The sequence below is a fragment of the Paenibacillus xylanivorans genome (assembly GCF_001280595.1).
Taxonomy (GTDB): domain Bacteria; phylum Bacillota; class Bacilli; order Paenibacillales; family Paenibacillaceae; genus Paenibacillus; species Paenibacillus xylanivorans.
Genome location: NZ_LITU01000064.1, coordinates 12,766 through 38,511, shown reverse-complemented (window position 1 = coordinate 38,511; position 25,746 = coordinate 12,766). Strand labels below are relative to the sequence as shown.

Sequence of the window (25,746 nt, the reverse complement as noted above, 5' to 3'; positions counted from 1 at the left end):
CTTCAAGTTCTTACTTGATCCGTATACGCGGATCAACAATACCCAGAATAATGTCAGACAGCAACGATCCCAGGATTGTTGCTATGCCATATAACAGGACGAGTGCAGTTACTACACTGAAATCCCGAAGAGAAATAGAATTCAGGAACAACTGTCCCATACCTGGATAACTGAATATACTCTCAATGAAGATGGTACCTCCGATAAGTCCCGTAATCTCATAACCGAAGAAAGCGGCAATCGGCAACAGGGAGTTTCTTAAAATATGCCTGTTGTAGATTCGAGATTCTGAGGCGCCCTTGGCTCTCGCAGTAAGAACGAATTCCTTGTGCTTGATATCGATAATTTCACTACGCAAATATTGGACGGTAGATACCGTTGCAATTAACGCCATGGATAGTGATGGTAATAACAAATGATAGAATTTGCTTGTTATATAGCTGAACGAACCTGGTGTAAGTCCAGGTTCCACGCTTCCCCCGGTTGGGAACCAGCCAAAATGGAATCCAAAAATCCATAACATCACCAGTGCGAAGATAAACAATGGGGCTGCAAAGCCCAAGTAGGTGTAACCTGTGATCAACCGATCAGACCAAGTATCGTTGTAACGACCACTGATAATGCCAAGTGGAATGGCAATCAGATAAGTGAACACGAGTGTCGCCAGTGCAAGCCAGAACGTATTGGCTACACGCTGACCAATCAAATCAGATACGGGCATTTTGAATCGGAAAGATTGTCCGAAATCACCTTGTGCAGCATTTTTGATCCAATCCCAATACTGTACATACCATGGATTGTTTAATCCCAGTCGTTCCCGTTGTTCATCCAGCGCTTTTGGATCAATACTCGGATCCAGTAATCCGGTAAGTGCATCCCCAGGCATCGCCTTGGCCATCAGAAAGACCAACAGGCTAAGCAAAAAGATCTGAGGGATCATTATGATAATTCTACGTACTATCGTTTTCCACATATGGTCTTCAACCTTTCTGAGGTAGAGCTACTCGGTGAGTATTGGAAATGGATTGGAGCGAGTAAGCCAGCCCTTCCTCATCAAAGAAATTTCGGTATGAATGTTCATACTCGGATTTGACCTGCTGACGGAAGGCTACCATTTCTTCACGTTTGGTTGGGTCCATATCCGGAATGGCTGCAAGTAAACGCTTGGTATAGATATGTTGTGGATTCTCAAAAATATCATCCGTTGTGCCTTGCTCCACATATCGGCCTTTATACATAATTCCGATCTGATCACACATATGGCGAATAATGCCGAGATCGTGACTGATAAACAGATAAGTCAGATTCAACTCTTTTTGTATTTCCTGCATGAAGTTGAGCACCTGAGCTTGTACGGATACATCGAGTGCGGATACTGGCTCATCTGCGATGATCAGCTTCGGCTTCAATGCAATCGCACGTGCGATGCCAATCCGTTGCCGCTGGCCCCCGGAAAACTCATGAGGATACTTATAGATCGATTCGGGACTCAATCCGACCTTCTCCAGAAGATCTCGAACCTGGCGTTTCTCTTCCGTAGCCGTCAGTCGTTCATAATTGCGGAATGGTTCAGCAATAATGTCGATAACCCGTTTCTTGGGATTCAACGAAGAGTACGGATCTTGGAAGATCATCTGTACATCCCGCTGAAGTTGGCGGTCTTTACGCCGCTCCGAAGCCAAGTCTTTTCCGTTGAAAAGAATTTTCCCGGCCGTTACATGGTTCAGACCAATAATGGCTCTACCCGTAGTCGTTTTGCCTGAGCCTGACTCACCTACAAGACCGTACGTTTGCCCCTGCTCAATGGAGAAGCTCACATCATCGACCGCTTTGATGTTACCAATTTCACGCTTGATCAACCCTCCGCGAATCGGAAAGTGAATTTTTAGTCCTTCTACTTCGAGTAATGCCATTATGTTATTCCTCCTCAGCTTGATCAGGGAAATGAAAGTGCTGATAACAGGTACACCGTACAAAGTGACCTGGTGCAATTTCATGCATCTGTGGGTTTTCTTCATGAGCCGAATCACTTATCCATGGAATTCGAGCCTTGAATCGGCACCCTTGGCGAGGAAGATTTTTCAGTGAAGGAACAATGCCTTGAATGACATGAAGCTTCGATTTTTCTTCAGAAATGGTAGGAATAGAGTTTAGTAGAGACCGTGTATATGGATGCTTGGCATCCGTCATTAGAGTATAGATATCTGCAATCTCAACAATTTCACCTGCATACATAACTGCCACGCGATCAGCCATCTCGGCAACGACTCCCAGATCATGCGTGATCAGGATGATTCCTGCGTTAATCTCGTTCTTCAATTCGCGGATAAGCTCCAGAATTTGTAGTTGGATTGTAACGTCAAGTGCCGTCGTTGGTTCATCGGCAATCAGTAATTCAGGTTTATTGGCAATCGCAATCGCGATAACAACTCTCTGTCTCATACCACCCGATAGTTCGTGAGGATATTGCTTGTATAATTGTTCGGGACGCGGAATCCCTACTTGGTTGAGTAAATCAATTACTTTATCTTTCTTTTCTTTCGAAGATAGCTTGGATTGATGCAGTGTCAGAATCTCTTCGATCTGTTCACCGATCACCATCAGAGGATTTAATGCGGAAAGTGGGTCCTGAAAGATCATCCCCATTTCTTTACCGCGGAGTTTGTTTAATTTGTTGGGAGATATATTCGCTATATTCTGCCCTTTGTACAAAATCTCACCATCAATTTTGGCTTTGTTATGCAGTCCCATAATTGAAAAGGCAAAGGCACTTTTTCCTGAGCCCGACTCGCCCACAATAGCCAATACTTCATTCTTTTTAACCGTTAGGTTAACGTGATCCACTGCTGCATAATAATCATCTTCAATTCTGAATGATGTAGTTAGATTTCTGACTTCTAATAGCTCTGTATTCAAATCAATCACCCTAACCCCATAATTTCTGCAGACTGTATTCATGTGAAGAAGAATGCATCCACTGTATATTTCCATGTTCTTGAAGATATCGAACGAAAGTGTATACAAAATACCAAATCATTAGGAGAATCCATTTTTCATACTGCTATTTAGACCGTTGGTCAATTAATGCTGATAATTCCTAGCGGGATAATAAATCAAAATAATTAATGTAATCATACGTGTAAATTTAGATGACGTCAATGCTTATTTTGAGATTTATGGTATAAATGTTTTTTATACTACAGTTTTGGGTATTAGTTATACTTTAAAGGGAATACGTCAAGGAATTCTAGAGCCAACTGGCTCCTTTGAATGGTAGAGTTCGAACTTTAGAAAAATAGAATATCTAAATATATGACATTAGCATTACACGATGTGTGTAGTTAAATATTAGAATTGTAGATATAACAAACTATTATGTTAGGTATGAGGGAATTGTAGAGGAAATATTTCGTTTGGAAGTAAAATTGATTTCTAACCAAAATTTGTACGGTTAGGGGTATAATTTAGATATTACTAAAGGATTGGAGATAAATTTCTAGTTATTATAGTATAGTTTCATTTATTCGCTTATGTAAAGAACAAATTGTCATCTTTTATCATTTATTTTACAAAAGCAAGCAAAAAGCCCTGCAAAATGCAAGGCTTTTCTAATATTTATACATATAGATGAATATATAATAACGTTTCACTGCGTTTCTGGAGGTCTTTTACCACGCTTCAAATCGTTGATGCTTAACCCAAAGTCCATCTGCAAGTGAGGGTAATCCGGGAAGTTAGCCCAGTCTCCACCCCATGTAAACCCTAGTTCTTTGGCAAGCTCTACCACTTCCATCCAATCCGCCTTTCCATTGCCGTTATCATCACGTTCCATATCCCACACCACATCTCCTTCAGGAGTCCGCAATGCAAAATCAATGGCCAAACCATAGTTGTGATAGGACTCTCCCCCCTGGGCATTGGTCACAATATTACCAGCGATCGAGCGTCCTTGATTAAACAGTGCATTCTGTTCCTCATTGCTGCGAAAACCATGTGTTATCACGACTTCAATGCCTCGTCTAGCCGCCTTTCGAACCAACAACTTCTCACTTTCCGCTACTATTGGGTGAAGTCCTGTAATCGGCACCAATTCTTGTACGTTGGTGTGTGGCCATATATCATAGGTGTCTCCTTTTTGCTGCAACCACACATATATAATGGAAAGTAACAACGTAGCTACGATCCAAAATCGTAGACTACTCTTGCGTCTCTGTTTTACTTTACGTTTGGGTGTATTCATGCTCTCTCCTGATGGTGGAATCTATATTCGTTCATACTCACGCTACCTGATATCAGCAATATATTAGACTCTATTATAAATCATTTACGCTTTAATTGCTTCTATCGTGGTAGCTCCTTACTAAATCCAATGACCAGGAGAGATATCTTTTTAATATATTATTAAATGCAAAAAAGCAGCCGGCTATAAGCCGACTGCTTTGTATCCAAGCTGAGTAAGACTACTCAGTTGTGTATGGCAGTAATGCGATTTGACGGGAGCGTTTGATGGCAATCGTCAGCATGCGTTGATATTTAGCGCTAGTACCTGTTACACGGCGTGGCAAAATTTTTCCACGTTCGCTGATAAATTTACGAAGCAAGTCCGTATCTTTATAATCGATGTGAGTAATTTTGTTAGCTGTGAAGAAGCACACTTTACGACGTTTATTACGGCCGCCACGACGTGCCGGTCTTTTATCGTTGTCTCCGCCTTCTCTTTGCTTGAAGCCCATGCTTTTCAGTCCTTTCCTATCATGTAACCCATATCTCCTAAGAGTATCAGCTCATGTTAAAATGGCAAATCATCATCCGATATATCAATCGGTTTTCCGTCATCGGAAAAAGGATCCTGATTGTTGCTACGCGAATTATTGTTAGTGTTCGCGCGTCCGCCGCCTCCATAAGAAGGCTCTTCACGCATTGGTTGCCCACCGCCGCCACCGCTATTATCACGGTTAGCTGACTCCAAGAAACGAACATTATCGGCAATGACTTCGGTCACGTATACACGTTTTCCTTCGTTATTCTCGTAGTTCCGTACTTGAATGCGTCCTTCGACTGCAGCCAGGCGTCCTTTGCGCAAGTAGTTTGCACAGGTCTCGGCAAGCTGTCTCCAGGTTACGACCGGAATGAAATCCGCTTCCTTTTCTCCCCCTTGGCTTGTAAACGGTCTGTCCACTGCCAAAGTAAATTGCGTAACTGCTACTCCTGCTGGAGTATAACGCAACTCAGGATCCCGGGTTAACCGGCCGATCAGAATGACACGGTTCAACAATGTAATCCCCTCCTTCAGAGCGTATTGGTGCGTTAATCACGAGTTGTCTTAAGCAGACTTAACGTCGTTGGTAATGAGATAACGAATAACTTCGTCAGAAATCTTCATGAGACGCTCAAGTTCAGTTACAACTGCTGGTTCAGCAGTGAAATGTACCAGAACATAAAAACCATCACGGAATTTCTTGATCTCATACGCAAGACGGCGTTTACCCATAACGTCGTGAGCTGTAACTTCACCACCGCCGTTGGAGATGATGCCTTGGAATTTATCGACTGTAGCTTGAACAACTTCTTGCTCAATGTCAGGACGAATAATGTACATCACTTCATATTTGCGCATAATTTTCACCTCCTTATGGACTCTGGCCCTCAATCTAGGTTGAGAGCAAGGAACGAGCACAAACTCGAACTATATTAATATAACAAAAATGATGTCTCAATGCAAGCAAACGTTCCCTCTTCTTATTACACATGATCATAGCTCCAATGGAGCACACTACAGAAGCAACATTGAAATCCATTATGCCAAGGAGGTTTTATCATGGGTGAAAGAACCGAGTTTGAACCAGGAGACAAAGCTCCAAACGATGGTGAATACACCGAGGTTGGTGAGAAGAGCTTTCATACGGAGATTAACAATCCGAAACGTGTAACCCTGCAAAAGGGTGAAGCTTTCCCTGAAACAAGCAACCAGAATCGTAAGTGGAAGAAGCTTACCAAGGCCCGTGTCCACTAATCGTAAAGAATTTTTTTCAGGCTGCTGTATATAAAACGAACTAATGCACATAATACAATCAGGCGATGCACGAGAGAGGTGTGGTTCCGTTGGACAACGAAGCCGAACATTCAATGTTGGAGATTCATCACGTAATTTAAGAAGCACGATGGTTGTGTGTAAGGCCTTTGTCTGAAGCACAAGTATTGTTAATCGCAATACGCCTGCTTTCTGATTGTTACGACCGATTGTTTCCTAACAAACCGAATGCATCGCCGAATGAAGAGCCCTTAGGGGCTCTTTGTTTTTCTTAATTACTAAATGATCAGATAACTCAAAATTGATAATAAAAAGACCTTCCACCCTGGAAGGTCTTTTTACATATATAGGACTCAACCACGTTGAGTAATTTATAAATTACAATTTCATTAATTAAGCAAGATTTATTAGTGGCGGAAAGGGTGGGATTCGAACCCACGCACGCTGTGACACGCCTAACTGATTTCGAGTCAGCCCCCTTGGGCCTCTTGGGTACCTTTCCGCAGCAATAATGATTATAGCATGATCATTTACAGAACGCAATACCCAAGCCACACCTACATGTAAACGGTGTTATAGGCAAGAGAACAAGTAAAAATTGCCCTGTTATTTCATTAGGATTCAGATAAATCCTCTGTTGAACGAAGTACCTTTTTCATGTTTTTCTCGAATTTCGCTCTGGGAATTAGTACGCTGTGTTTACACCCTACACATTTGATGCGAATATCCATGCCCATTCGGATAATCTCCATCTCATTGCTGCCACATGGATGCTGCTTCTTCATCTGCACAATGTCCCCAAGCTGAAAAATTTTACGCTCCACCTATGCCATCCCCCTCATCCTTCTCCTGAGCTGCTGCTTGCTCTAATGCTGCCTGATTACTCATCTCATAATACTCCAGTGTTTTCTTCACATCACCCTGAATTTGACGCTCTACAGAGGCTCTGGAGTTCGGCAAGCACTCAGCAACAATGCGTACCACATATTCCGAGGTGGACATCGACTGGATGCCAAGCACGTCTGGTACTTTGACAATGTTGAGGTCACGCTCTTCAATCCCCACCAACGCTCGTTTCACCAAATGTACGGACTCGTCCAAGATCTGATCACCCTTCATGGGAATGTCCACAACTGCAAGGGAATTCGACATAGAGAAGTTGGTTACACTTGTAATCGAACCATTGGGTATGATATGCACCTCACCCTGCCAGCTTACCAACTTGGTCGTTCTAAGGCCTATGACTTCAACCGTTCCTTTATATGTTCCTGTCTGAATGACATCTCCGACAGCAAATTGATCCTCTAATATAATGAAAAAACCCGTAATAAAATCTTTCACCAATCCCTGGGCACCAAAACCAATAGCCAGTCCAAGCACACCGGCACTAGCTAGCAAAGGCCCCACTTTCACATTGATCTCAGATAACAGTAACAGAATCATTATGAAATTACATGTTATGGAGGTCGCATTTTTCATCAACTCTCCCACCGTTATAAATCTCCGCGGATTGACGCGAATCTTGCCTTCCTGCTTGCGTGCCATCGTGCGATCTATAATACGTGATACAATCTTAATCACAATACGCGTAATAATGAAAATAATAATGATGCGGATCGAACTGAACAGAATATTAAACCACATATCTGCATCGGCAACTTTATTCCATAATCGATCTGTCCAGCGAATGGCTCCCTCTATAGTATTCACTGGATCAGCCGGGGCCTCAGCAAACTTAAATGGCAACATAGATCAAACCTCCTCTACATGGGTATGTTATCATAGCTGTCAGCGGTTTTGAAATAGAGGCCACGGATCTCCACAAATTCGTTACGAATGATCTGTTTTACTCTTTCCAGATCTTCTTTTGGAAACTGAATACATAGAGCACAGCCCGCTGTGATCTCTTTCGGGGTAGGAAATAAGTCGATCTCAATCTCGGCAAACTCCAGCAGCATTTCTGCCCGCAGCGCCTGCTGGGTGGAATCAAAAGCAATCAGCATCCAATCATCTATCCACTCGTCCATGTGCGGCTCCTTTCACGATACATTCATCCCTTTGAAAAAGCTTGTCCTCACGAAGTATAAAACGTTCTATCCTTCCATATACTGTTACTACTATTCCAAGGGAAAGGATAGATCCTATGAATCCCATTTCGCATTCCTTCTCATCTCAAGACATGGCCAGCCTGAAAATCCCACATACAGATCCAGGCATTCACTCTGCCATCATTCATCGTTTAATGTTCCATCTCTATAAAGCCCATTCTTTGCAGAATGTAGTTGTCGTCTGTATCGGTACAGATCGCTCTACCGGAGACTGCCTTGGCCCGCTCGTCGGCTCGTCACTTGCTAAGTGGGACAGCCCTCTATTCCATCTCTATGGCACATTGGATGAACCCGTACATGCAATGAATCTGCAGGACACCCTTCACAAAATACACACCACCCATCACAACCCTTATGTGATTGGTATTGATGCCTGCCTCGGACAGTCCTCGAGTGTTGGATGTATCCAGGTCGTGAATGGACCGCTCAAACCGGGAGCGGGTGTAAATAAAGAATTACCGCCGGTCGGCGATATCCATCTTACAGGTATCGTTAACGTCGGCGGCTTTATGGAATACTTTGTTTTGCAGAACACACGTCTCAGTCTCGTCATGCGCATGTCCGAAATTATATCCAGCAGTCTCTACTCCGCCATTCGTGAATGGCATACACGCTCTACTCTGCTTGCTGTGCCAGAGTAATGGCTTCTTTTTCCTCAGGGGAAAGTGTATACGTGGACTCTCCCCCTTTAAGAGGTTTGGCATATACATAGGAACCATCACGGTTATAAATGCCGGTAAGTACCATACCGTCCTGGCTATCGTTTACCATCGCCATTGAGAAACTCAGATCACTGCCATTTTCTCCGTAGGCGTTATACCTTTTCACACCCACTTTACCCTGGATGCGGGTCAGCTTCTGCATCACAACCTGTAACTGATTCGTTTGCAGCATGTGTTCATCCTCAATGCTGTCCATCTGGATTTTCAGATTGATTAACAGCGACTCCAGATCCTCCACTCCACTGCCAGCCATCATGGCCTCATATTTCCGTTTAAACTTCCGTAGCTTTGCGCCTTGAGCAATACTTATAATAAGCAAAATCACCATAAGTACTGCCATGCCGCCAATAATCCATATCAGCTGTTCCAGAATCAGCCCATTTAATTCAGCCATGTAGTGCAACTACCCCTCTGTTGGTTTGTTCAGGTTACCGTTTGTAGCTTCAAACGTGTTCCAAATCATCGATCCATTCAGCCAAGTAAAGCCATCCAACAATCTAATCTAACCCTCAAGCTTATCCCTATTATTCACCAGATAACCCCTAAGGTTAATCATTCGTTTTGGCTACTTGCCTCTTTTTCATTTTGCTTATTCAAGCGATTAAAATTCATGTTTTATTAGGCATGCTTCATACAGGTTTTGATGTTGTTAATTCAATAACCGCTTCGACCAAGGCATTAACATCATCTTTTGTTGTATTATATCCCACGCTTGCTCTGACAGCCCCACTTGCCGTTGTCCCAGCCGACTCATGGGCAAGAGGTGTGCAATGAAAACCCGAACGCACAGCAATGCCATAATTTCGGTCTAATTGGAAAGCGAGCTGTGCCGAATCATATCCTTCAACAGTAAAGGATAACAATCCGGTACGCGGCTGTCCAAGTTCAGGACCAAGCATTCGAATCCCCTGTACTGATGATAACCCATGCATCATATGCTGAGTCAAATCCCACTCCTGTTTATATATGAATTCAGGTGTAAGTTCAAGTACATGCTGCACTCCGGCTGCCAGACCTGCTATACCCACGGTATTCGGCGTACCCGCTTCATAGCGATCAGGACGAACAAGTGGCTGCTCAATCGCCTCGGATTGGCTTCCTGTCCCTCCGTGAAGCAAAGGCTGTACATCCAGCTCAGGAGCGATGTAAAGTCCACCCGTCCCCTGCGGGCCCAACAGTCCTTTATGCCCTGGAAAGGCAAGCATATCAATGCCAAGCTGCTTCACATCCACAGGCAGAATCCCAGCACTTTGAGCAGCGTCAACAAGCAAAGTTACCTGATGTTTTTGACACATCAGCGCAATTTCACCAATGGGCAAAATACTGCCCAGCAGGTTGGAACTATGCGTGCAGACAACCAATCTTGTATTGGGACGTAACATGCGTGCGAATTGGACCAGATCGATCACCCCGGCAACATTAACAGGTACATAATCGACCTCTACATTACGAGATCTGCGCATATACTCCAGGGGTCGTCTTACTGAATTATGTTCAGCCATCGTAGCAATGACATGATCGCCTTCCCTTAACCAACCTTGAATAGCCAGATTCAAAGCTTCTGTGGTATTAGACCCCAAAGCGATATCGTTGGCATTACGAACACCCAAAAGAGTGGATATCGCTTTTCTGGCACCAAATAAAACTCGGCTCGCCTGTACAGCCATCCGATGGCTTCCTCTGCCCGGGTTGGCCCCTGCAACATCCAGAGCCTTCATCATGGCTTCCCCGACAGCAGGTGGCTTAGGCCAAGATGTCGCTGCATGATCCAGATAGATAACTCCCTCCACCTCATAACCACCTCTGTCCCTAATTGATTGTTCTGTTTGAATAGATTCCCTAGAAACAAACAATGACATATCGTTTCTCCATGGTACAGAGGCGATATGTCATCACATGAAAAAGCCCCGCATGTTGTTCATCGATCATGGAATCAAGACTATTATTGCAACAGTTCCAACAGTCGCTCCAGATCTTGTTTGCTGTAGTAGTTGAGCTCAATTTTACCTTTATCTTTGTTATGCTTAATTTTCACCGTTGTTTTGAACCGTTCACGCAAAGACTCTTCCAATGTATCAATGAATGGATCTTTTTTCTTCAATTTGGATTTGGCTTTCGCTTCACCCGTTTTGGAACGATCCAATTGTTGAACAGCCTCTTCCAGTTCACGAACACTCCATTGCTGATCAATGGTTTGTTTTGCCAACTGTTTCACAAGGCTCTCATCTTTAACACCGACGATAGCACGTGCATGCCCCATTGACAATGTTCCACGTGAAACATGATCTTTCACTTCTTCCGGCAATGATAACAAACGCAGGAAGTTAGCAATGTGAGAACGTGATTTACCCACTTTCACGGAAAGCTCTTCTTGGGTTAGTCCGAATTGGTCCATCAGTCCTTGATAAGCAACTGCGACCTCCATCGCATTCAGATTTTCCCGTTGCAGGTTCTCGATTAAAGCAATCTCCATAACCTGCTGATCACTGAAATTACGAACTACAGCTGGCACAGTGGCATTACCGCAATATTGGGAAGCTCTGAAACGTCGTTCGCCGGCAATGATCTCATAACCTCTCAAAACAGGACGTACAATAATAGGTTGTATGACACCATGTTGACGGATCGATTCGGCTAGTTCATGTATTGCATCCTCATCAAATACTTTACGAGGTTGGTAAGGGTTCGCCCGCAGCTGACTAATCGGGATTTCTACGACTTTATCATCGTCATTAATTGAAAGCGAAGGAATGAGGGCATCAAGACCTTTTCCAAGCCGCTTACTCATAAGAAATCACTTCCTTTGCGAGCTCTAAATACACTTCAGCCCCTCGGGATCGAGGATCATACGTAATGATGGACTGACCATGTGAGGGTGCTTCACTAAGCCGTACATTTCGCGGAATAATCGTCTGATACACCTTTTGTTGAAAATACTTTTTCACTTCTTCAATCACTTGAATGCCCAGATTCGTTCGTGCGTCAAACATCGTCAGTAATACCCCTTCAATCTGCAGGGAGGTATTCAAATGTTTCTGCACCAAACGAACGGTGTTGAGCAATTGGCTCAACCCTTCGAGCGCATAATACTCACACTGAATCGGAATGATCACCGAATCGGAAGCTGTCAACGAATTGATCGTCAACATACCAAGGGATGGTGGGCAATCGATCAGTATGTAGTCATAGTTTTTTTTCACCATGGCGAGTGATTTTTTCAGGCGAACTTCCCGTGATATCGTGGATACCAGCTCAATCTCGGCTCCGGCAAGCTGAATCGTTGCAGGTATGATATGAAGGCCTTCAATCTGAGTTTCCACAATGGCTTCCTGCGGAGGAACCTCATTAATGATGACATCATATATACAATTGGCCACATCTGCTTTGTTGATTCCGACTCCGCTGGTTGTATTCCCCTGGGGGTCAATATCGACAAGCAGCACCCTTTTCCCGAGCGAAGCCAGCCCTGCACCCAAGTTAACAGATGTCGTCGTTTTCCCCACACCGCCCTTTTGATTTGCTACGGCCATAATCTTAGACAATACCTTCACCTCAAATAAAATAGGAGTCTTTTCTTGTAGGTTGTGAGCTACAGTTAACAAAAAGCAGGTGGCTATCATCCACACAAACATCAACTACCGTTTCTTCATGGTGCTATTTTATGCTGTTCATGCCACTCTCAACTTTATAGACAGAAAAAGCGGCCCATTGCCGCCTGAAGCTTCAATTATTTGCGTTTCGGAATATGGATAACGATCTCGTAATGGTCCTCATGGTCTGCTTCCTTTGTTTTGATGTCCAGACCGGAGCCCGATACCATATCAATGGATTGACGAATCGTATTAAGTGCAAGTCTAACATCCTTAGTGAATGAGACACGTTTGGATTTTTTGATCTTCGAAGATTCCTTGTAAAAGGCAACCCTCGCTTCCGTTTGTTTTACATTCAACTCTTTATCAATAATCTCGCCAAGCAGTTTCATTTGTAATTCTTCCGTATCCAATGAAAGTAAAGCTCTGGCATGACGCTCCGAAATCTTACGTTCCATCAGTGCTGTCTTAATACCATCAGGAAGCTGTAACAACCGAATTTTGTTGGCGATTGTCGACTGGCTTTTGCCTAATCGCTGCGCAAGACTTTCCTGTGTAAGTTGGTGCAAATCAATCAGTTTCTGATAAGCAACAGCCTCTTCAATTGAAGTGAGTCCCTCACGCTGCAGGTTTTCAATCAACGCGATGGACGCTGCCTGAGAGTCGTTGAACTCACGTACAATGGCCGGAATATGATCCAAACCAAGTTTTCGAACTGCACGCCAGCGACGTTCCCCGGCGATAATCTCATATGATCCATTTCGTACGCGGACGACAATAGGTTGTATAACTCCATGTGTCTTGATCGTCTGCAACAACTCATCAATTTTATCATCATCAAATATAGTACGGGGTTGATATGGGCTGCTCACAATTTCGTTGACCGGAATATGTTTAATCTCATCTCCGTTATTGCGCTCCGCCAAACCAAACAACTTCGAAAATTGTTCTTTCATTCCGTATATTACCACCTAGTTTCGTAATAGCTCCCGCAGAGTTGCAGGTGCTTCTTATTCAAAATGCGACACTTTCATATGCTGTCGTTCTTCGAATAAGTTTTGCCTTTCATGACGCTTTCTGTTACCTATACCGTATTGCTAGAAAATCTATCTATACATATAATCTATGATCTCTGAAATCCAGGACCGGCTACTTCTATTCTATCATCTTTTCTTCCATAATCCTATGTTTACCTATTCTTTAAACTCTTCTAATTCTCCTGCTTTTTCTTCATGAATATTAGCTATATGACGGCTTATACACAATAAGATATGGACGATCTCTACACACAGCACCTGCTCATAGTAGCTACATTTGTGTACTCGTTTTATACAACTTGAAATTGAATTTTCGTAAGACAACGTCCGTGGCAGAACAAACTTGCGCTTGCTTGTCTCCCCTATCAACTTTCGTACCTTTCTCCTAAAAGCAGCACACCATCCAACAAAGCATATCTTTAATTAGGAAACAGCTTTAACAGAATAACTTTCTTTCCTAAATAAATTTTCAATTTCCTTTTTTAGCTTATGTAATGAAATGTAGATGCAATCTATACATAGATAATAAATCAAAAAACAAAAAGAGGATGTTTCACGTGAAACATCCTCTTTCTCTTATCTTAAATTTTTCGTTAAAATTAAAAAACCGAATAAATATCATCTTACCTTTGACATACATACGATGTTACCCCAAGAACTATATCAAAGGTGTTTTTAGTGGCGTTCCCGCTTTACGTGGATATTTATAGGGTGTCTTATCAAACTTCTGAATCAGAATGATATGACGTGCCGATTCTTCAACGGGTAACTGGAACGGATGAACAGCTTTTACCCGTCCTTTCAGCTGATTAAAGCTGAATTCAGCTTCCTTCATTTCTTCGCGCGGGTCTCCGCCCTTCATTGCAGCGAATAATCCACTTTTACGAACAAATGGCAGACAGAATTCGTTAAGCACCGCCAGCTTGGCTACTGCACGGGCAGTAACGAGGTCATAGCTGTCCCGGTACCCATCTTTGCGTCCAAGTTCCTCCGCACGCCCATGAATCAGTTCCACATCCGTCAACCCGAGCGTATCCACAACATGCTGCAGAAAGCCAATACGTTTATTTAGGGAATCAATGATGGTCAGCTTGATATGTGGGAAACAAATTTTAAGCGGTAGTCCAGGGAACCCTGCTCCAGAACCAATGTCTGCAAGTTTGTTTACCTTAGACATATCAGTATAAAATGCCAGCGATACCGAATCATAGAAATGCTTTGTATATACTTGTTCGCGTTCGGTAATTCCGGTTAAATTCATCTTTTCATTCCAGGCTACCAGCTCCTGAAAATACAATTCGAATTGCTCCAACTGGCGTTCATCCAGCTCCAGTCCATGCTTCTTCAGGCGCCGTTGTAGCTGCTGTTGAATATCGTCCATTATTGACCCCTTGCTGCGGTTACACGGTTATAATGCTCCAGGTAAACCAGCAGAATGGAGATATCCGCAGGAGTGACCCCGGCAATACGAGACGCCTGTCCGATCGAGATTGGACGAATCGTGGCGAGCTTCTGCTTCGCTTCCATAGCAAGGCCATGAATTTCGTCATATACAATCGTATCCGGAATTTTCTTTTTCTCCATTTTTTGCAAACGTTCCACGTGGATCAATTGTTTCTCAATATAACCCGCATATTTAATTTGAATTTCCACTTGCTCTTTCATGTCAGCAGTCAGTTCTACCTCAGACGGTGAGATCTGCTCAATCCAGTCATACCCGATCTCTGGGCGACGCATCAATGTCAGAAGTGTACTACCATCCTGAATCGGTGTAGAACCGATCTCTTCCAGCTTCGAATTCACTTCCACAGGGCGAACTTTGGCTGCCTTCAGACGAGCCACTTCCTGCTCTACTTTTGCCTTTTTATCCAGGAATTTGGTGTATCGCTCTTCAGGAATCAATCCAATATCATGACCCATTTCTGTCAAACGCATATCTGCATTATCATGACGAAGCAACAAACGATATTCTGCACGGGACGTCAGCAGACGGTAAGGCTCATTCGTACCTTTGGTAACGAGATCATCGATCAGTACACCAATGTAACCTTGGGAGCGATCAAGTACGACTGGCTCTTTACCCTGTACTTTACGTGCAGCATTAATACCGGCCATTACGCCTTGTCCTGCTGCTTCTTCATACCCGGAGGTACCATTAATCTGCCCTGCTGTAAACAGACCTGGTAGACGTTTCGTTTCCAGTGAAGGCCACAGCTGTGTAGGCACCATGGCATCATATTCAATGGCGTAACCGTTACGCATCATTTCTACTTTTTCCATACCCGGGATGGAACGAAGGACCGCCAGTTGAACATCCTCTGGCAGACTGGTGGACAGACCCTGTACATAGTACTCCGATGTGTTTTTGCCTTCTGGCTCCAGGAAAATCTGATGCTTCGGCTTGTCGCTGAAACGCACAATTTTATCCTCAATTGATGGACAATAACGTGGTCCGGTACCTTCAATAACCCCCGAAAACATGGGTGCACGGTGAAGATTATCGTTAATAATCTGATGTGTTTCCACAGACGTATACGTCAACCAGCAAGGCAGCTGCTCATTATCGGAAGATTCCGTTTCATAGGAAAAGAACTTCGGCTTGTCATCGCCAGGCTGAATTTCTGTTTTGCTAAAATCAATCGTATCCTTATGCACCCGTGGTGGAGTACCTGTTTTAAAACGAACCAGGTCGAAACCAAGCTCACGCAGATGTTCGGATAACTTAAGTGAAGGCTGTTGGTTATTCGGACCACTCTCGTACATTAACTCACCCATAATTACTTTACCGCGCAGATACGTACCTGTTGTCAAAACAATAGCCTTGGCCCGATACTCTGTACCCGTTTGAGTAACCACACCTACGCAATGTCCGTCTTCAACGATCAGGCGATCAACCATGCCTTGGCGCATCGTCAGGTTGCGTTCATTCTCCATCGTTTCTTTCATTGTATGCTGGTAAGAAAATTTATCCGCCTGAGCACGAAGTGCATGAACAGCAGGTCCTTTACCTGTGTTGAGCATTCGCATCTGAATAAACGTCTTATCGATGTTCCGTCCCATCTCTCCACCAAGTGCATCAATCTCACGTACCACATGTCCTTTTGCCGGTCCCCCAATAGATGGGTTACAAGGCATGAAGGCCACCATATCCAGATTGATTGTAATCATCAGCGTTTTAGAGCCCATACGAGCTGCAGCCAGTGCCGATTCCACACCAGCGTGTCCTGCACCAACGACGATTACATCATAACTGCCGCCATCAAAAGCCATTCCAGTTTACCTCCTTTTTGCCGCTGCACGCCTAAATTCATGCACACGATCAATTTTTTGTAAAAATCGCGAAACACACTCCACACTCCACGGGATGCATTTCGATCTATATTAAGCCATCAAGTCTATAGGTACTTCAGACATTTTCGCGGATTCTTTGACCACCCACAGATGGACTTTATTATCATACTACTTTTCAGAGCCGGTATGTTTACCCCGTGTTATTTTCCGAGGCAGAATTGAGAGAAAATCTGATCAATCAACGCATCATGCGCTGTATCGCCCACGATTTCACCCAACTGCTCCCATGCCAGACGAACATCAATCTGGATCATATCAATGGGAATCAGCTGCTCTGCCGCTTCATAGGCATCAATGAGCGACTGTTTCGCTTTTTTGAGCAAAGCAATATGACGCACATTGCTGACATACGTCAGGTCGGCCGACTCCAGCTTGCCACTGAAGAACAATGTCGAGATGGCATCTTCCAATCGGTCCACGCCTAGATCATCTTTCACCGACATCGGAACAAGCCGTTCCTCGGGGATGTAACGAAGCAGCACATCGCGGTCCGCCTGCGGCGCTAAGTCCATTTTATTCATTATAATAATGGATTGTCTACCGCGTATTTGTTCCAATAATTCAATCTCGTCCGGATGTAGCGGCTCGGCAGCGTTGATAACCATCAATAACAGGTCCGCCTCATTCACAGCAGAGCGAGAACGCTCCACCCCGATTTTCTCCACAACATCCATCGTTTCCCGAATACCTGCCGTATCGAGCAGCTTGAGCGGTATATTGTTAATCGTAACAAACTCTTCGATGACATCACGCGTTGTACCCGGGATATCCGTTACAATTGCGCGATTGTCCTGGGCCAACGTATTCAGCAATGAAGATTTCCCTACGTTTGGCCGGCCCACGATTGCTGTTGTGATTCCTTCTCGCAGTATCTTTCCTTGCTCTGCTGTTACCAGCAATTTATCAATTTCAGTCATCACCTGACTGGATTTTTCTTTAATAAAATCGGACGTTAACGACTCCACATCATGCTCAGGATAGTCGATATTTACTTCGATGTGAGCAAGCGTCTCCACCAGCGTGTATCTCAGCTCGCGTAGCTTGGATGACAACTTTCCCTCTACTTGCTTCAAGGCAATCGAGAAAGCCCGATCGGATTTGGAACGAATGAGATCCATGACCCCTTCCGCCTGGGACAGATCAATCCGTCCGTTGAGAAAAGCACGCTTTGTGAACTCGCCGGGTTCGGCGAGACGAATATCGAGCTGCAACAACAAATCCATTACACGCTTAACCGAAACCACTCCGCCATGAGCGCTAATCTCCACGACATCTTCTGTTGTGAAAGAACGTGGTGCGCGCATCACCGTAACCAATACTTCCTCGATCTTCTCGTTGGTCCCCGGATCTATAATATGACCGTAATGAACCGTGTGGGATGCTGCTTGGGTTAGTGGGGTTTTGCTGCGAAAAATTTTCTCTGTCTCCGACACTGCATCCGGGCCGCTCACCCGGATTACAGCGATACCCGCTTCTCCGACAGCTGTTGATATCGCCGTAATCGTATCACTAATCATGGTTATCTCTCCTTGCTCTATTTTAAAATTGCGTCCCTCGGGACGCTATATGAATTTCAATATAAGTTCAGTTCACAATGCTTCTTGCCGTTTCTTTCATCATTGGCTTCCAACGCTAGAAGGATACAATATCTAGAGTGAAAGAACCATCTCTATCTTTAATATGGCTATACTAAAGCCGCTCTTTGGTTTTGAAAAAATATACTTCTGTACGAAAAAAGCAATGGCTTCTGCACCGGGCAGGAAGCCATTGCGTCTTCAATTTCAGGTTATTTCGTCGTAATGACCACGCGCCGATTGGGCTCCTCGCCCTTGCTGTATGTCTTAATCTGCGAGTGATTTTGCAACTTCGCATGAATGACTTTGCGTTCGAGTGGGGGCATCGGCTCCAGCACAACTTCCTTGCCGGTGCGAATGGCCTGTCCAGCCAAACGTTCAGCCAGATCCTCCAGCGTCTTGCGTCGACGTTGACGGAAATTCTCTGCATCAAGTACGATGCGAACGAAGCTTTCCGAATAACGGTTGGCTACAATGTTCGTTAAATATTGAAGGGCATCCAGCGTCTGTCCACGTCTGCCAATAATCATGCCCAGGTCTTCACCGGCAATATTGAAGATATGTCCGTCACGCTGTTTTTTGATATGCACTTCAACATCCAGTCCCATACCTGCTGCCACTTCTTTTAGGAAAGCAGCCGCTTCCTCATAGGGATTTTTAGCTGCCACACCCTCAAGTGTTGCTTCAACCTGAGGTATATGTGCGGCCGGTTTGATCGGCTGTGGAACAGGTTCGGGCACAGGCAGAAGTTTTACTTCAACTTTAGCGGCCTTTACCCCGATCAAACCCAGGAATCCTTTTGACGGCTGCTCTAACACTTGTATCTCGACCTTGTCCCGGCTCACGCCAAGCTCAGCCAATCCTTGGTTTACAGCATCTTCAACGGTTTTTCCTGACGCAATGACTTTGGTCATTTCGATTTTTTGGCCCCTTTCGACCCTTTTCCAGAGACAGTTGCTTTGCCACCGTTTTTGCGTTTAGCTCCATTTCCATTTTTGGAAGTGCTGCTCTGCTTCACGTTGACCTCAGCCACGACTTTATCATTATTCCGGTAAAGGAAATAGTTTTGCACGATCGTGTAGATGTTACTGTAGAACCAGTACAACGGCAATGCAGCCGGGAACTGATACGACATTACGAAGATCAATATCGGATAAACCCACAGCATGAACTGCATCGGTCCAACTTGCTGTGCAGGATTCATGCGCATCATCATCCACGTTTGCACGAATGTTGTGATGGCAGCCAGCACTGGCAAAATAAACAGGTGATCCGGCGATCCGAGTTGAAGCCACAAGAAATCATGCGTTCTCAGACTCGAGTTTCCGTAAATTGAGTTATAAAGTGCGATGTAAATCGGCATTTGAATCAGAAGTGGTAAGCAACCCGCCATCGGATTAACTTTGTTCTCCTGAAACAACTTCATTGTTTCTTGCTGAACTTTCTCAGGTGTATCTTTATACTTGGCTTGAATTTCTTTCAATTTCGGTTGAATAGCCTGCATCGCCTTGGAACTGCGTACCTGCTTCATTGTCAGCGGCAAGATTAACGTCCGTACAATCAACACCATCACAAGGACGGCTAGTCCATATTCACCGTTAAACCAGTTGGCAAATGTATCGAGCGCCAGGGAGAACCAGTAAATAACATTGCTTTGCCAGAATGATCCGTTTCTTAAATCTTCCGTAGTGACCCCGGCCCCTTGCGGAGTACATCCGGCGAGCACGGTGACCATTGCAATGACTGCAATGAGGAGAATCCACTTCCCCTTTGATGTCTTCAATCGCGACACTTCATAACCCCTCTCTTAACCATTCCATTCCACCGTAAATCATACCATAATTAGGAGGACAAATAAACCGAAGCTTACCGCTTGCCCGACTTCAAAAGAGAGCCCTTGCGCATCGCATGCAGCAGGCTTTTTTCCATCTCCTTGTAGGACATGTCCAATGCACCTTTTCTGACGATAAATATCAGATCCATCTGCGTCACAATCTCTTTCTCATGATGGCGTACAATTTCCTTAATCATGCGTCTCATCCGGTTGCGTACGACAGCGTTTCCGATTTTCTTGCTACAGGATACACCTACTCGGAATTGTTCTGTATCTTTACGACGACAGCCATACACCACAAACTGATGATTGGCAAACGATTTCCCATACCGGTATACGCGGCTAAAGTCCGCCCGGTTTCGTAAACGCAGTCTTTTATACACGGCGCTTCTCCTTGCTGTTCTCCACCAACATTATTGACGAAGGCCTTATTACTGAATTAGTATAGGCTTTCTTGAATAACGATAAACCGTCTTGGCGGCAACTTCATTATATAAGGAACGTTTTCGAAAAAACGGACAACTCATTCATCATACCTGGATGTGTATAACCAAGCTTTTTCGCAGCCAATTCAGACCTGATCTATACCAGCATCCAGTCTGAATTGACCTATTTAAGAAAAAAAAGACCACCTCGGTGGTCTTCACAGTGCATTAAGCACTCAGGACTTTACGGCCTTTAAGGCGACGTGCAGCCAGAACTTTACGTCCGTTGCTCGTGCTCATTCTTTTCCGGAAACCATGAACTTTTTTACGTTTGCTAACGTTCGGTTTGAATGTAGGTCTCAATGTATTGCACCTCCTCACAAGGAAATACTTATGTGATGAATCACTTTCATCTTCACAGAAAACACCTTTATACATTTAACCATGAACACCTGGAAAAGTCAACTCCGGGCCTCTTGGCTCCTCTCTCCTTTGAATACCTATTCTACCCAGTCTGAACGGTCATGATTGCGTCCCCCTGTATATACCCTTCTTGAAGCAGCATTTAGAAGCTCCAAAAGTTATCCCCAAGACCTGATGCATTCCCCAAAAATCACTTTTTAAGGTTATCCACACCCTTCGAACCCCTTAATTTGATGTTTGATTATCATTTCCAACTTATTCACATGTGGATAAAGATTGTTTGTCGATGCAAGAATGTTTCATTGGCTCTACTTTCGGTTAATATGGATATGTTTCAGGGAGACTTCAGTAGTGTAACGATAAATAGCTATACATTAGTTAACAATGAATTAGGGCTTTTAAAATGACATTCTTTAAATTTAATGTATCCGCTTTATTCTTATGGTTTACAAGTTTTAGAGAAAGGTGTAGGATAAAAAAATCACATCTTGTATACAAGTATACTTATCTGAAATAAAGTACAGATCTAGCTTTATTTAAGAGACAACATTACGTTCTCTAGCTCTTTGAGAAATCCATTTGAAGCAGTATGACGCTCCTAAATTCAGCATGCGCGTAGAGCATACTCGTTATAAGGATTGATTAGGTATGCTCTATGAGCAAAATAGTTATGCTATGATCAGTATTGAACTGATTACTTATAATAGGAGCGTTAGCCATTATGCTGTTTCCTTCATCCTGGCTTCAGGGAGCTTCCCGCGGGGAAGCCATTGCCTGCGAATTAAGGCTGCGTATCATTAGCGGAACCCTTCGTCCTGGCGAAATTTTGTCAGAAAATCGGATTGCTGCTGATTTTGACAGCAGTCGCTCACCTGTACGAGAAGCGTTAAGAACATTGTCGAATGAAGGTCTCATTCGGCTGGAGCGTATGGGTGTTGTTGTCATTGGATTGAAAATTAAGGATGTCGAGGAATTGTACGACGTTCGTTTCCTAATTGAAAGTTTTGTGCAGCAACGACTTGCAGGGGATGTCCCGGAACAATTGATTACCCAGCTTCGCAATGTGATGGACAAAATGGACTTGGCTGGACGCCACCAAGATGCGGTTGAATTCGCTTATCAGGATCTGATCTTTCACGAGACCATTATCGAAGCCGCCAAGCATTCCCGTATTTTACATCTATGGAAAAGCATTCGTTATGTTGTCATGACAGTCATGCTGCTCACCACGCGCAGGGTATTTATTCAGGGGGAGCAGAAAGTAAGCGCTGTAATTAATAAACACCGTCTGCTGATTGAGGCCCTTGAATCGGGTGACAAAGAACGGATTCAATCTGGAGTCCGTACGTATTTCCAGGATTCAGGCAAGACATTGCACGAAAGCTTTGATTCCTAATGACAAGGTAATGGAATTTCATTCATTACTGGCATATCGTGCAGGGAGTGTGCAATCATATCCATTGTGAATGATTGCACACCAACTTGTCGACAAGTATACAAAATGCGATTTGTTTCAATTTTTTGGGGCATATTAAGGGGGATTTAGCAGCCCACACTACATGAATTGTAAAGCAACTTCCCTCCACCTGATCATAGATCAGTTGTAAGCGTTATATATCAGAATAAAGGAGCATACCTCATGAGCACTCTTTTTGGGCTATCCCACAATGCAACGTTATTGGTCTGGACATTGATTGCGATCGTATTTCTGATCGTATTGATCTCCAAATATAAATGGAATCCTTTCATCACTCTTTTGATATCGGCATTAATGCTTGGTTTACTCGCTGGTATGAAGCCTGCCGATGTAATTACTTCTATTACTGGCGGACTTGGCGGCACACTTGGAACGATCGCCATCGTTATCGGTCTGGGCACCATGCTTGGTAAGATGATGGCTGAATCCGGCGGAGCCGAGCGTATTGCTACCACACTTGTGGATCGTTTCGGTGTGAAACGTGTGCATTGGGCGATGATGATTGTTGGTTTTATCGTCGGTATTCCTGTTTTCTTCGAAGTCGGCGTCATTCTGCTGATTCCGATCATTTTTACCGTTGCACGTAAAACCAATATGTCGCTTCTACAGATCGGTATTCCAATTTTAGCAGGTCTCTCTACTGTACATGGTCTGGTTCCACCTCACCCGGCTCCCATGATTGCCATCGAAGCGTTCAGCGCCGATTTGGGTAAAACGATCTTGTACTCTCTTATTGTAGGTATCCCTACTGCCATTATCGCTGGACCTCTGTTTGGTAAATTTATCGGTAAAAGAATACATACCGAACCGCCTGCGGAGCTGGCTGAACAATTCGCTACGAAAAAAAGTAACAACTTGCCTGGTTTCGGAATAACCCTGTTTACCATCTTGCTGCCGGTCATTTTGATGCTTATTGGCTCTATCGCCAATATCGTAGACCCGGATGCCACAAGCGGATTTACGGTTTTCTGTGAATTTATTGGCCATGAAATTATAGCGTTGCTGATCTCCGTCGTGTTCGCCCTCTTTTCACTCGGATTCTCACGCGGGTTCAACAAACATGACATCTCCCGCTTCACCAGTGAATGTCTGGCGCCTACGGCGACCATCATTCTCATTATTGGCGGAGGCGGTGCGTTCAAGCAGGTGTTGATCAATAGCGGCGTAGGTAATGCCATTGCTGAGGTCGCCACACATGCCAATATTAACGTAATCCTGTTCGCTTGGCTTGTAGCTGCACTCATTCGGGTTGCTACCGGTTCAGCGACTGTTGCAATGACGACAGCTGCTGGTATTGTAGCTCCGGTTCTTGCACTAACACCAGGTGCCAATATTGAGCTGGTTGTACTCGCTACTGGTGCAGGTTCACTTGTTCTCTCCCACGTGAATGACGCAGGCTTCTGGATGATCAAGGAATTTTTCAATATGAGCGTATCACAGACCCTGAAGACGTGGACCGTTATGGAAACACTACTATCTGTCGTTGGACTGATCTTTATTTTGCTGCTGAGTACAGTTGTATAAATTGAATATCTATATAGAAGAAGAATATAAATTCACACAATTAGAGTTTTAATTTTACGGGTTCAAAAGAAAGAAGGTTTATGTAAAATGAACAACTATATGATTGGTATGGATATCGGTACAACCAGTACCAAATCCGTACTCTTTACGGAACAAGGTGAAGTCGTAAGCACATCGACTCAGGAATATCCTTTATACACCCCAGCTCCAGATGTGGCTGAGCAGGATCCAGAGCAAATCGTACAAGCTGCCCTTCGCTCTGTACGCGGCGTGATGGATCAAAGCGGCGTAGCTGCGGAACAAATTATGTTCGTGTCTTGCAGCTCTGCCATGCACAGTGTTATTGCTATGGGACAAGATGGTACCCCCCTCACCCGCTGCATCACTTGGGCTGATAACCGGAGTGCAGCTTGGGCTGCCAAACTGCAGGAGAATGGACTGGGACATCACATTTATCTGCGAACAGGTACACCGATTCACCCCATGTCGCCACTGACCAAATTAATGTGGCTACGCCATGAAGAGCCTGAACTTTTTCAACGTACCGCCAAATTTATCTCTATTAAAGAATATTTGTTCTTCCGTCTGTTCGGTCAATATGTCGTGGATCATTCCATCGCCTCCTGTACCGGTCTGCTCAATTTGGAACAGCTGGAATGGGATGCCGAGGCCCTTGAGGTTGCAGGCATTACACCTGACCATCTATCGAAGCTCGTCCCGACCACACATATTATAGAGGGAATGGATCGTACATGGGCTGAAAAAATGGCTCTCTCCCCCTTCACTCCCTTCGTCATCGGTGCAAGTGATGGGGTATTGTCCAATCTGGGGGTGAACGCTATTGAACCTGGTGTTGTTGCAGCAACGATCGGCACCAGCGGTGCCATTCGCACCGTCGTTGACCGTCCTGTAACTGATCCAAAAGGTAGAACCTTCTGTTATGCGCTCACCGAGAATCTTTGGGTCATCGGCGGGCCTGTGAATAACGGTGGCATGCTTTTCCGCTGGGTACGGGACGAATTTGCTGCCTCGGAAGTCGAAACAGCCAAACGGCTCGGCATCAATTCCTATGATGTACTCACTAAGATTGCTGAACGCGTCAGTCCCGGTTCGGAAGGGCTTCTATTCCATCCGTACCTTTCAGGGGAACGCGCCCCTTTATGGAATCCGGACGCCCGAGGTTCCTTCTTTGGTTTGACCCTTCATCACCAGAAGGAGCATATGATCCGCGCTGTGCTGGAAGGGGTTATTTTCAACCTGTACACCGTACTTTTGGCCATGGAAGAACAGATCGGACAACCTACCTCCATTCAGGCAACGGGTGGTTTCGCTCGTTCCCCACTCTGGCGTCAGATGATGTCCGATATATTCAACCAGGAAGTCATTGTGCCTGAGAGCTTTGAAAGTTCCTGTCTTGGGGCCGTCGTGCTCGGTCTTTATGCTACAGGGCGAATCAAGTCGCTTCATGCCGTTTCATCTATGGTAGGTACAACGCACAAGCATACCCCTATCAAAGAACATGCATCGATCTACCAGGAGCTGCTCCCCATCTTTATTCGCATTTCGCGAAAATTGGAAGAAGAATATGCAGACATCGCCGAATTCCAACGTAAATTTTCCGTTCATATCAAGTAAATCATCCTTTTATAA

At 44.5% G+C, this 25,746-nt stretch carries 27 protein-coding genes and 1 tRNA gene; 5 read left to right on the top strand and 23 right to left on the bottom strand.

Going from position 1 to position 25,746, the window contains the following annotated elements:
• Positions 1–10: 10 nt before the first annotated feature.
• The 7 genes from opp4B to rpsF all read right to left on the bottom strand — a co-directional run bounded on the left by opp4B (position 11) and on the right by rpsF (position 5,617).
• The gene (opp4B, locus tag AMS66_RS17135; RefSeq protein ID WP_053781962.1) at positions 11–973 is read right to left on the bottom strand and encodes an oligopeptide ABC transporter permease; all 963 of its coding nucleotides are present in this window, start codon (positions 971–973) and stop codon (positions 11–13) included.
• 7 nt (positions 974–980) lie between these two features.
• Positions 981–1,913 carry an ABC transporter ATP-binding protein gene (locus AMS66_RS17130; RefSeq protein ID WP_053781961.1) on the bottom strand — a complete coding sequence of 311 codons (933 nt, stop codon included), beginning with the start codon at positions 1,911–1,913 and terminating at the stop codon, positions 981–983.
• A gap of 4 nt (positions 1,914–1,917) precedes the next feature.
• Positions 1,918–2,916 (bottom strand): ABC transporter ATP-binding protein, encoded by a 999-nt coding sequence (locus AMS66_RS17125; protein WP_053782005.1) that lies wholly within the window; start codon positions 2,914–2,916, stop codon positions 1,918–1,920.
• A 730-nt stretch (positions 2,917–3,646) separates the two neighbouring features.
• Positions 3,647–4,240, bottom strand: coding sequence for a M15 family metallopeptidase (locus tag AMS66_RS17120; RefSeq protein WP_053781960.1), 594 nt, complete (start codon positions 4,238–4,240; stop codon positions 3,647–3,649).
• A gap of 220 nt (positions 4,241–4,460) precedes the next feature.
• Entirely contained in the window at positions 4,461–4,733 is a 273-nt protein-coding gene (gene rpsR / locus AMS66_RS17115) for a 30S ribosomal protein S18 (RefSeq protein ID WP_017691433.1), read from the bottom strand.
• A 56-nt stretch (positions 4,734–4,789) separates the two neighbouring features.
• Entirely contained in the window at positions 4,790–5,275 is a 486-nt protein-coding gene (gene ssb / locus AMS66_RS17110) for a single-stranded DNA-binding protein (protein WP_053781959.1), read from the bottom strand.
• A gap of 48 nt (positions 5,276–5,323) precedes the next feature.
• Positions 5,324–5,617 carry a 30S ribosomal protein S6 gene (rpsF, locus tag AMS66_RS17105; RefSeq protein WP_036611944.1) on the bottom strand — a complete coding sequence of 98 codons (294 nt, stop codon included), beginning with the start codon at positions 5,615–5,617 and terminating at the stop codon, positions 5,324–5,326.
• Between the two features lie 201 nt (positions 5,618–5,818).
• On the opposite strand from rpsF, the gene AMS66_RS17100 reads away from it, so the two are divergent.
• The gene (locus AMS66_RS17100) at positions 5,819–6,013 is read left to right on the top strand and encodes a YjzC family protein (RefSeq protein WP_053781958.1); all 195 of its coding nucleotides are present in this window, start codon (positions 5,819–5,821) and stop codon (positions 6,011–6,013) included.
• 429 nt (positions 6,014–6,442) lie between these two features.
• On the opposite strand, the gene AMS66_RS17095 is transcribed toward AMS66_RS17100, so the two are convergent.
• The 4 genes from AMS66_RS17095 to AMS66_RS17080 form a co-directional block, all read right to left on the bottom strand.
• Positions 6,443–6,533, bottom strand: a tRNA-Ser gene (locus AMS66_RS17095).
• Positions 6,534–6,645: 112 nt separating this feature from the next.
• Complete coding sequence (locus AMS66_RS17090; RefSeq protein WP_053781957.1) at positions 6,646–6,855, bottom strand: DUF951 domain-containing protein; 210 nt, start codon at positions 6,853–6,855, stop codon at positions 6,646–6,648.
• Positions 6,845–7,780 (bottom strand): mechanosensitive ion channel family protein, encoded by a 936-nt coding sequence (locus AMS66_RS17085; protein ID WP_053781956.1) that lies wholly within the window; start codon positions 7,778–7,780, stop codon positions 6,845–6,847. Before AMS66_RS17085 ends, AMS66_RS17090 begins: the two co-directional genes overlap by 11 nt.
• 14 nt (positions 7,781–7,794) lie before the next feature.
• Complete coding sequence (locus tag AMS66_RS17080) at positions 7,795–8,058, bottom strand: DUF3343 domain-containing protein (protein ID WP_029880815.1); 264 nt, start codon at positions 8,056–8,058, stop codon at positions 7,795–7,797.
• A gap of 116 nt (positions 8,059–8,174) precedes the next feature.
• Between AMS66_RS17080 and yyaC the strand changes: the two genes are divergently transcribed.
• Positions 8,175–8,780, top strand: a complete 606-nt coding sequence (gene yyaC, locus AMS66_RS17075) for a spore protease YyaC (RefSeq protein ID WP_024629529.1) — start codon at positions 8,175–8,177, stop codon at positions 8,778–8,780.
• On the opposite strand, the gene AMS66_RS17070 is transcribed toward yyaC, so the two are convergent.
• The 12 genes from AMS66_RS17070 to rpmH all read right to left on the bottom strand — a co-directional run bounded on the left by AMS66_RS17070 (position 8,755) and on the right by rpmH (position 21,035).
• The gene (locus tag AMS66_RS17070; protein WP_024629528.1) at positions 8,755–9,255 is read right to left on the bottom strand and encodes a DUF4446 family protein; all 501 of its coding nucleotides are present in this window, start codon (positions 9,253–9,255) and stop codon (positions 8,755–8,757) included. The genes yyaC and AMS66_RS17070 overlap by 26 nt on opposite strands.
• Positions 9,256–9,490: 235 nt before the next feature.
• Complete coding sequence (locus tag AMS66_RS17065; RefSeq protein WP_053781955.1) at positions 9,491–10,651, bottom strand: aminotransferase class V-fold PLP-dependent enzyme; 1,161 nt, start codon at positions 10,649–10,651, stop codon at positions 9,491–9,493.
• Between the two features lie 152 nt (positions 10,652–10,803).
• Positions 10,804–11,649 carry a ParB/RepB/Spo0J family partition protein gene (locus AMS66_RS17060; RefSeq protein ID WP_024629526.1) on the bottom strand — a complete coding sequence of 282 codons (846 nt, stop codon included), beginning with the start codon at positions 11,647–11,649 and terminating at the stop codon, positions 10,804–10,806.
• On the bottom strand, positions 11,642–12,403 hold the full coding sequence (locus AMS66_RS17055) for a ParA family protein (RefSeq protein WP_024629525.1): 762 nt from the start codon (positions 12,401–12,403) through the stop codon (positions 11,642–11,644). Before AMS66_RS17055 ends, AMS66_RS17060 begins: the two co-directional genes overlap by 8 nt.
• A gap of 185 nt (positions 12,404–12,588) precedes the next feature.
• Positions 12,589–13,407, bottom strand: coding sequence for a nucleoid occlusion protein (gene noc, locus AMS66_RS17050; RefSeq protein WP_053781954.1), 819 nt, complete (start codon positions 13,405–13,407; stop codon positions 12,589–12,591).
• 739 nt (positions 13,408–14,146) lie between these two features.
• A complete protein-coding gene (gene rsmG, locus AMS66_RS17045; RefSeq protein ID WP_053781953.1) occupies positions 14,147–14,869 on the bottom strand; it encodes a 16S rRNA (guanine(527)-N(7))-methyltransferase RsmG in 723 nt (240 codons plus the stop codon).
• The gene (gene mnmG / locus AMS66_RS17040; protein WP_053781952.1) at positions 14,869–16,758 is read right to left on the bottom strand and encodes a tRNA uridine-5-carboxymethylaminomethyl(34) synthesis enzyme MnmG; all 1,890 of its coding nucleotides are present in this window, start codon (positions 16,756–16,758) and stop codon (positions 14,869–14,871) included. The genes rsmG and mnmG overlap by 1 nt, the downstream gene beginning before the upstream one ends.
• A 221-nt stretch (positions 16,759–16,979) precedes the next feature.
• Positions 16,980–18,356, bottom strand: coding sequence for a tRNA uridine-5-carboxymethylaminomethyl(34) synthesis GTPase MnmE (mnmE, locus tag AMS66_RS17035; protein WP_053781951.1), 1,377 nt, complete (start codon positions 18,354–18,356; stop codon positions 16,980–16,982).
• A gap of 269 nt (positions 18,357–18,625) precedes the next feature.
• On the bottom strand, positions 18,626–19,327 hold the full coding sequence (gene jag, locus AMS66_RS17030; RefSeq protein WP_053781950.1) for an RNA-binding cell elongation regulator Jag/EloR: 702 nt from the start codon (positions 19,325–19,327) through the stop codon (positions 18,626–18,628).
• Positions 19,324–20,205: a YidC/Oxa1 family membrane protein insertase gene (locus tag AMS66_RS17025; protein WP_024629519.1), complete on the bottom strand. Its 882-nt coding sequence runs from the start codon at positions 20,203–20,205 to the stop codon at positions 19,324–19,326. The genes jag and AMS66_RS17025 overlap by 4 nt, the downstream gene beginning before the upstream one ends.
• A 74-nt stretch (positions 20,206–20,279) precedes the next feature.
• Positions 20,280–20,630: a ribonuclease P protein component gene (rnpA, locus tag AMS66_RS17020; protein ID WP_053781949.1), complete on the bottom strand. Its 351-nt coding sequence runs from the start codon at positions 20,628–20,630 to the stop codon at positions 20,280–20,282.
• A gap of 270 nt (positions 20,631–20,900) precedes the next feature.
• The gene (gene rpmH, locus AMS66_RS17015; RefSeq protein WP_024629517.1) at positions 20,901–21,035 is read right to left on the bottom strand and encodes a 50S ribosomal protein L34; all 135 of its coding nucleotides are present in this window, start codon (positions 21,033–21,035) and stop codon (positions 20,901–20,903) included.
• Positions 21,036–21,816: 781 nt separating this feature from the next.
• Between rpmH and AMS66_RS17010 the strand changes: the two genes are divergently transcribed.
• The 3 genes from AMS66_RS17010 to gntK all read left to right on the top strand — a co-directional run bounded on the left by AMS66_RS17010 (position 21,817) and on the right by gntK (position 25,731).
• The gene (locus AMS66_RS17010; RefSeq protein WP_053781948.1) at positions 21,817–22,491 is read left to right on the top strand and encodes a GntR family transcriptional regulator; all 675 of its coding nucleotides are present in this window, start codon (positions 21,817–21,819) and stop codon (positions 22,489–22,491) included.
• A gap of 243 nt (positions 22,492–22,734) precedes the next feature.
• Positions 22,735–24,096: a GntP family permease gene (locus AMS66_RS17005; protein ID WP_053781947.1), complete on the top strand. Its 1,362-nt coding sequence runs from the start codon at positions 22,735–22,737 to the stop codon at positions 24,094–24,096.
• Between the two features lie 87 nt (positions 24,097–24,183).
• The gene (gntK, locus tag AMS66_RS17000) at positions 24,184–25,731 is read left to right on the top strand and encodes a gluconokinase (RefSeq protein WP_053781946.1); all 1,548 of its coding nucleotides are present in this window, start codon (positions 24,184–24,186) and stop codon (positions 25,729–25,731) included.
• Positions 25,732–25,746 lie beyond the last annotated feature (15 nt).

What these genes read in the sequence shown, in the direction of transcription:
- opp4B (WP_053781962.1), bottom strand. Translation starts at nt 973, where the DNA reads ATGTGGAAAACGATAGTACGTAGAATTATCATAATGATCCCTCAGATC.
- AMS66_RS17130 (WP_053781961.1), bottom strand. Translation starts at nt 1,913, where the DNA reads ATGGCATTACTCGAAGTAGAAGGACTAAAAATTCACTTTCCGATTCGC.
- AMS66_RS17120 (WP_053781960.1), bottom strand. Translation starts at nt 4,240, where the DNA reads ATGAATACACCCAAACGTAAAGTAAAACAGAGACGCAAGAGTAGTCTA.
- rpsR (WP_017691433.1), bottom strand. Translation starts at nt 4,733, where the DNA reads ATGGGCTTCAAGCAAAGAGAAGGCGGAGACAACGATAAAAGACCGGCA.
- rpsF (WP_036611944.1), bottom strand. Translation starts at nt 5,617, where the DNA reads ATGCGCAAATATGAAGTGATGTACATTATTCGTCCTGACATTGAGCAA.
- AMS66_RS17100 (WP_053781958.1), top strand. Translation starts at nt 5,819, where the DNA reads ATGGGTGAAAGAACCGAGTTTGAACCAGGAGACAAAGCTCCAAACGAT.
- AMS66_RS17085 (WP_053781956.1), bottom strand. Translation starts at nt 7,780, where the DNA reads ATGTTGCCATTTAAGTTTGCTGAGGCCCCGGCTGATCCAGTGAATACT.
- AMS66_RS17080 (WP_029880815.1), bottom strand. Translation starts at nt 8,058, where the DNA reads ATGGACGAGTGGATAGATGATTGGATGCTGATTGCTTTTGATTCCACC.
- yyaC (WP_024629529.1), top strand. Translation starts at nt 8,175, where the DNA reads ATGAATCCCATTTCGCATTCCTTCTCATCTCAAGACATGGCCAGCCTG.
- AMS66_RS17070 (WP_024629528.1), bottom strand. Translation starts at nt 9,255, where the DNA reads ATGGCTGAATTAAATGGGCTGATTCTGGAACAGCTGATATGGATTATT.
- AMS66_RS17060 (WP_024629526.1), bottom strand. Translation starts at nt 11,649, where the DNA reads ATGAGTAAGCGGCTTGGAAAAGGTCTTGATGCCCTCATTCCTTCGCTT.
- noc (WP_053781954.1), bottom strand. Translation starts at nt 13,407, where the DNA reads ATGAAAGAACAATTTTCGAAGTTGTTTGGTTTGGCGGAGCGCAATAAC.
- rsmG (WP_053781953.1), bottom strand. Translation starts at nt 14,869, where the DNA reads ATGGACGATATTCAACAGCAGCTACAACGGCGCCTGAAGAAGCATGGA.
- mnmG (WP_053781952.1), bottom strand. Translation starts at nt 16,758, where the DNA reads ATGGCTTTTGATGGCGGCAGTTATGATGTAATCGTCGTTGGTGCAGGA.
- mnmE (WP_053781951.1), bottom strand. Translation starts at nt 18,356, where the DNA reads ATGATTAGTGATACGATTACGGCGATATCAACAGCTGTCGGAGAAGCG.
- jag (WP_053781950.1), bottom strand. Translation starts at nt 19,327, where the DNA reads ATGACCAAAGTCATTGCGTCAGGAAAAACCGTTGAAGATGCTGTAAAC.
- AMS66_RS17010 (WP_053781948.1), top strand. Translation starts at nt 21,817, where the DNA reads ATGCTGTTTCCTTCATCCTGGCTTCAGGGAGCTTCCCGCGGGGAAGCC.
- AMS66_RS17005 (WP_053781947.1), top strand. Translation starts at nt 22,735, where the DNA reads ATGAGCACTCTTTTTGGGCTATCCCACAATGCAACGTTATTGGTCTGG.
- gntK (WP_053781946.1), top strand. Translation starts at nt 24,184, where the DNA reads ATGAACAACTATATGATTGGTATGGATATCGGTACAACCAGTACCAAA.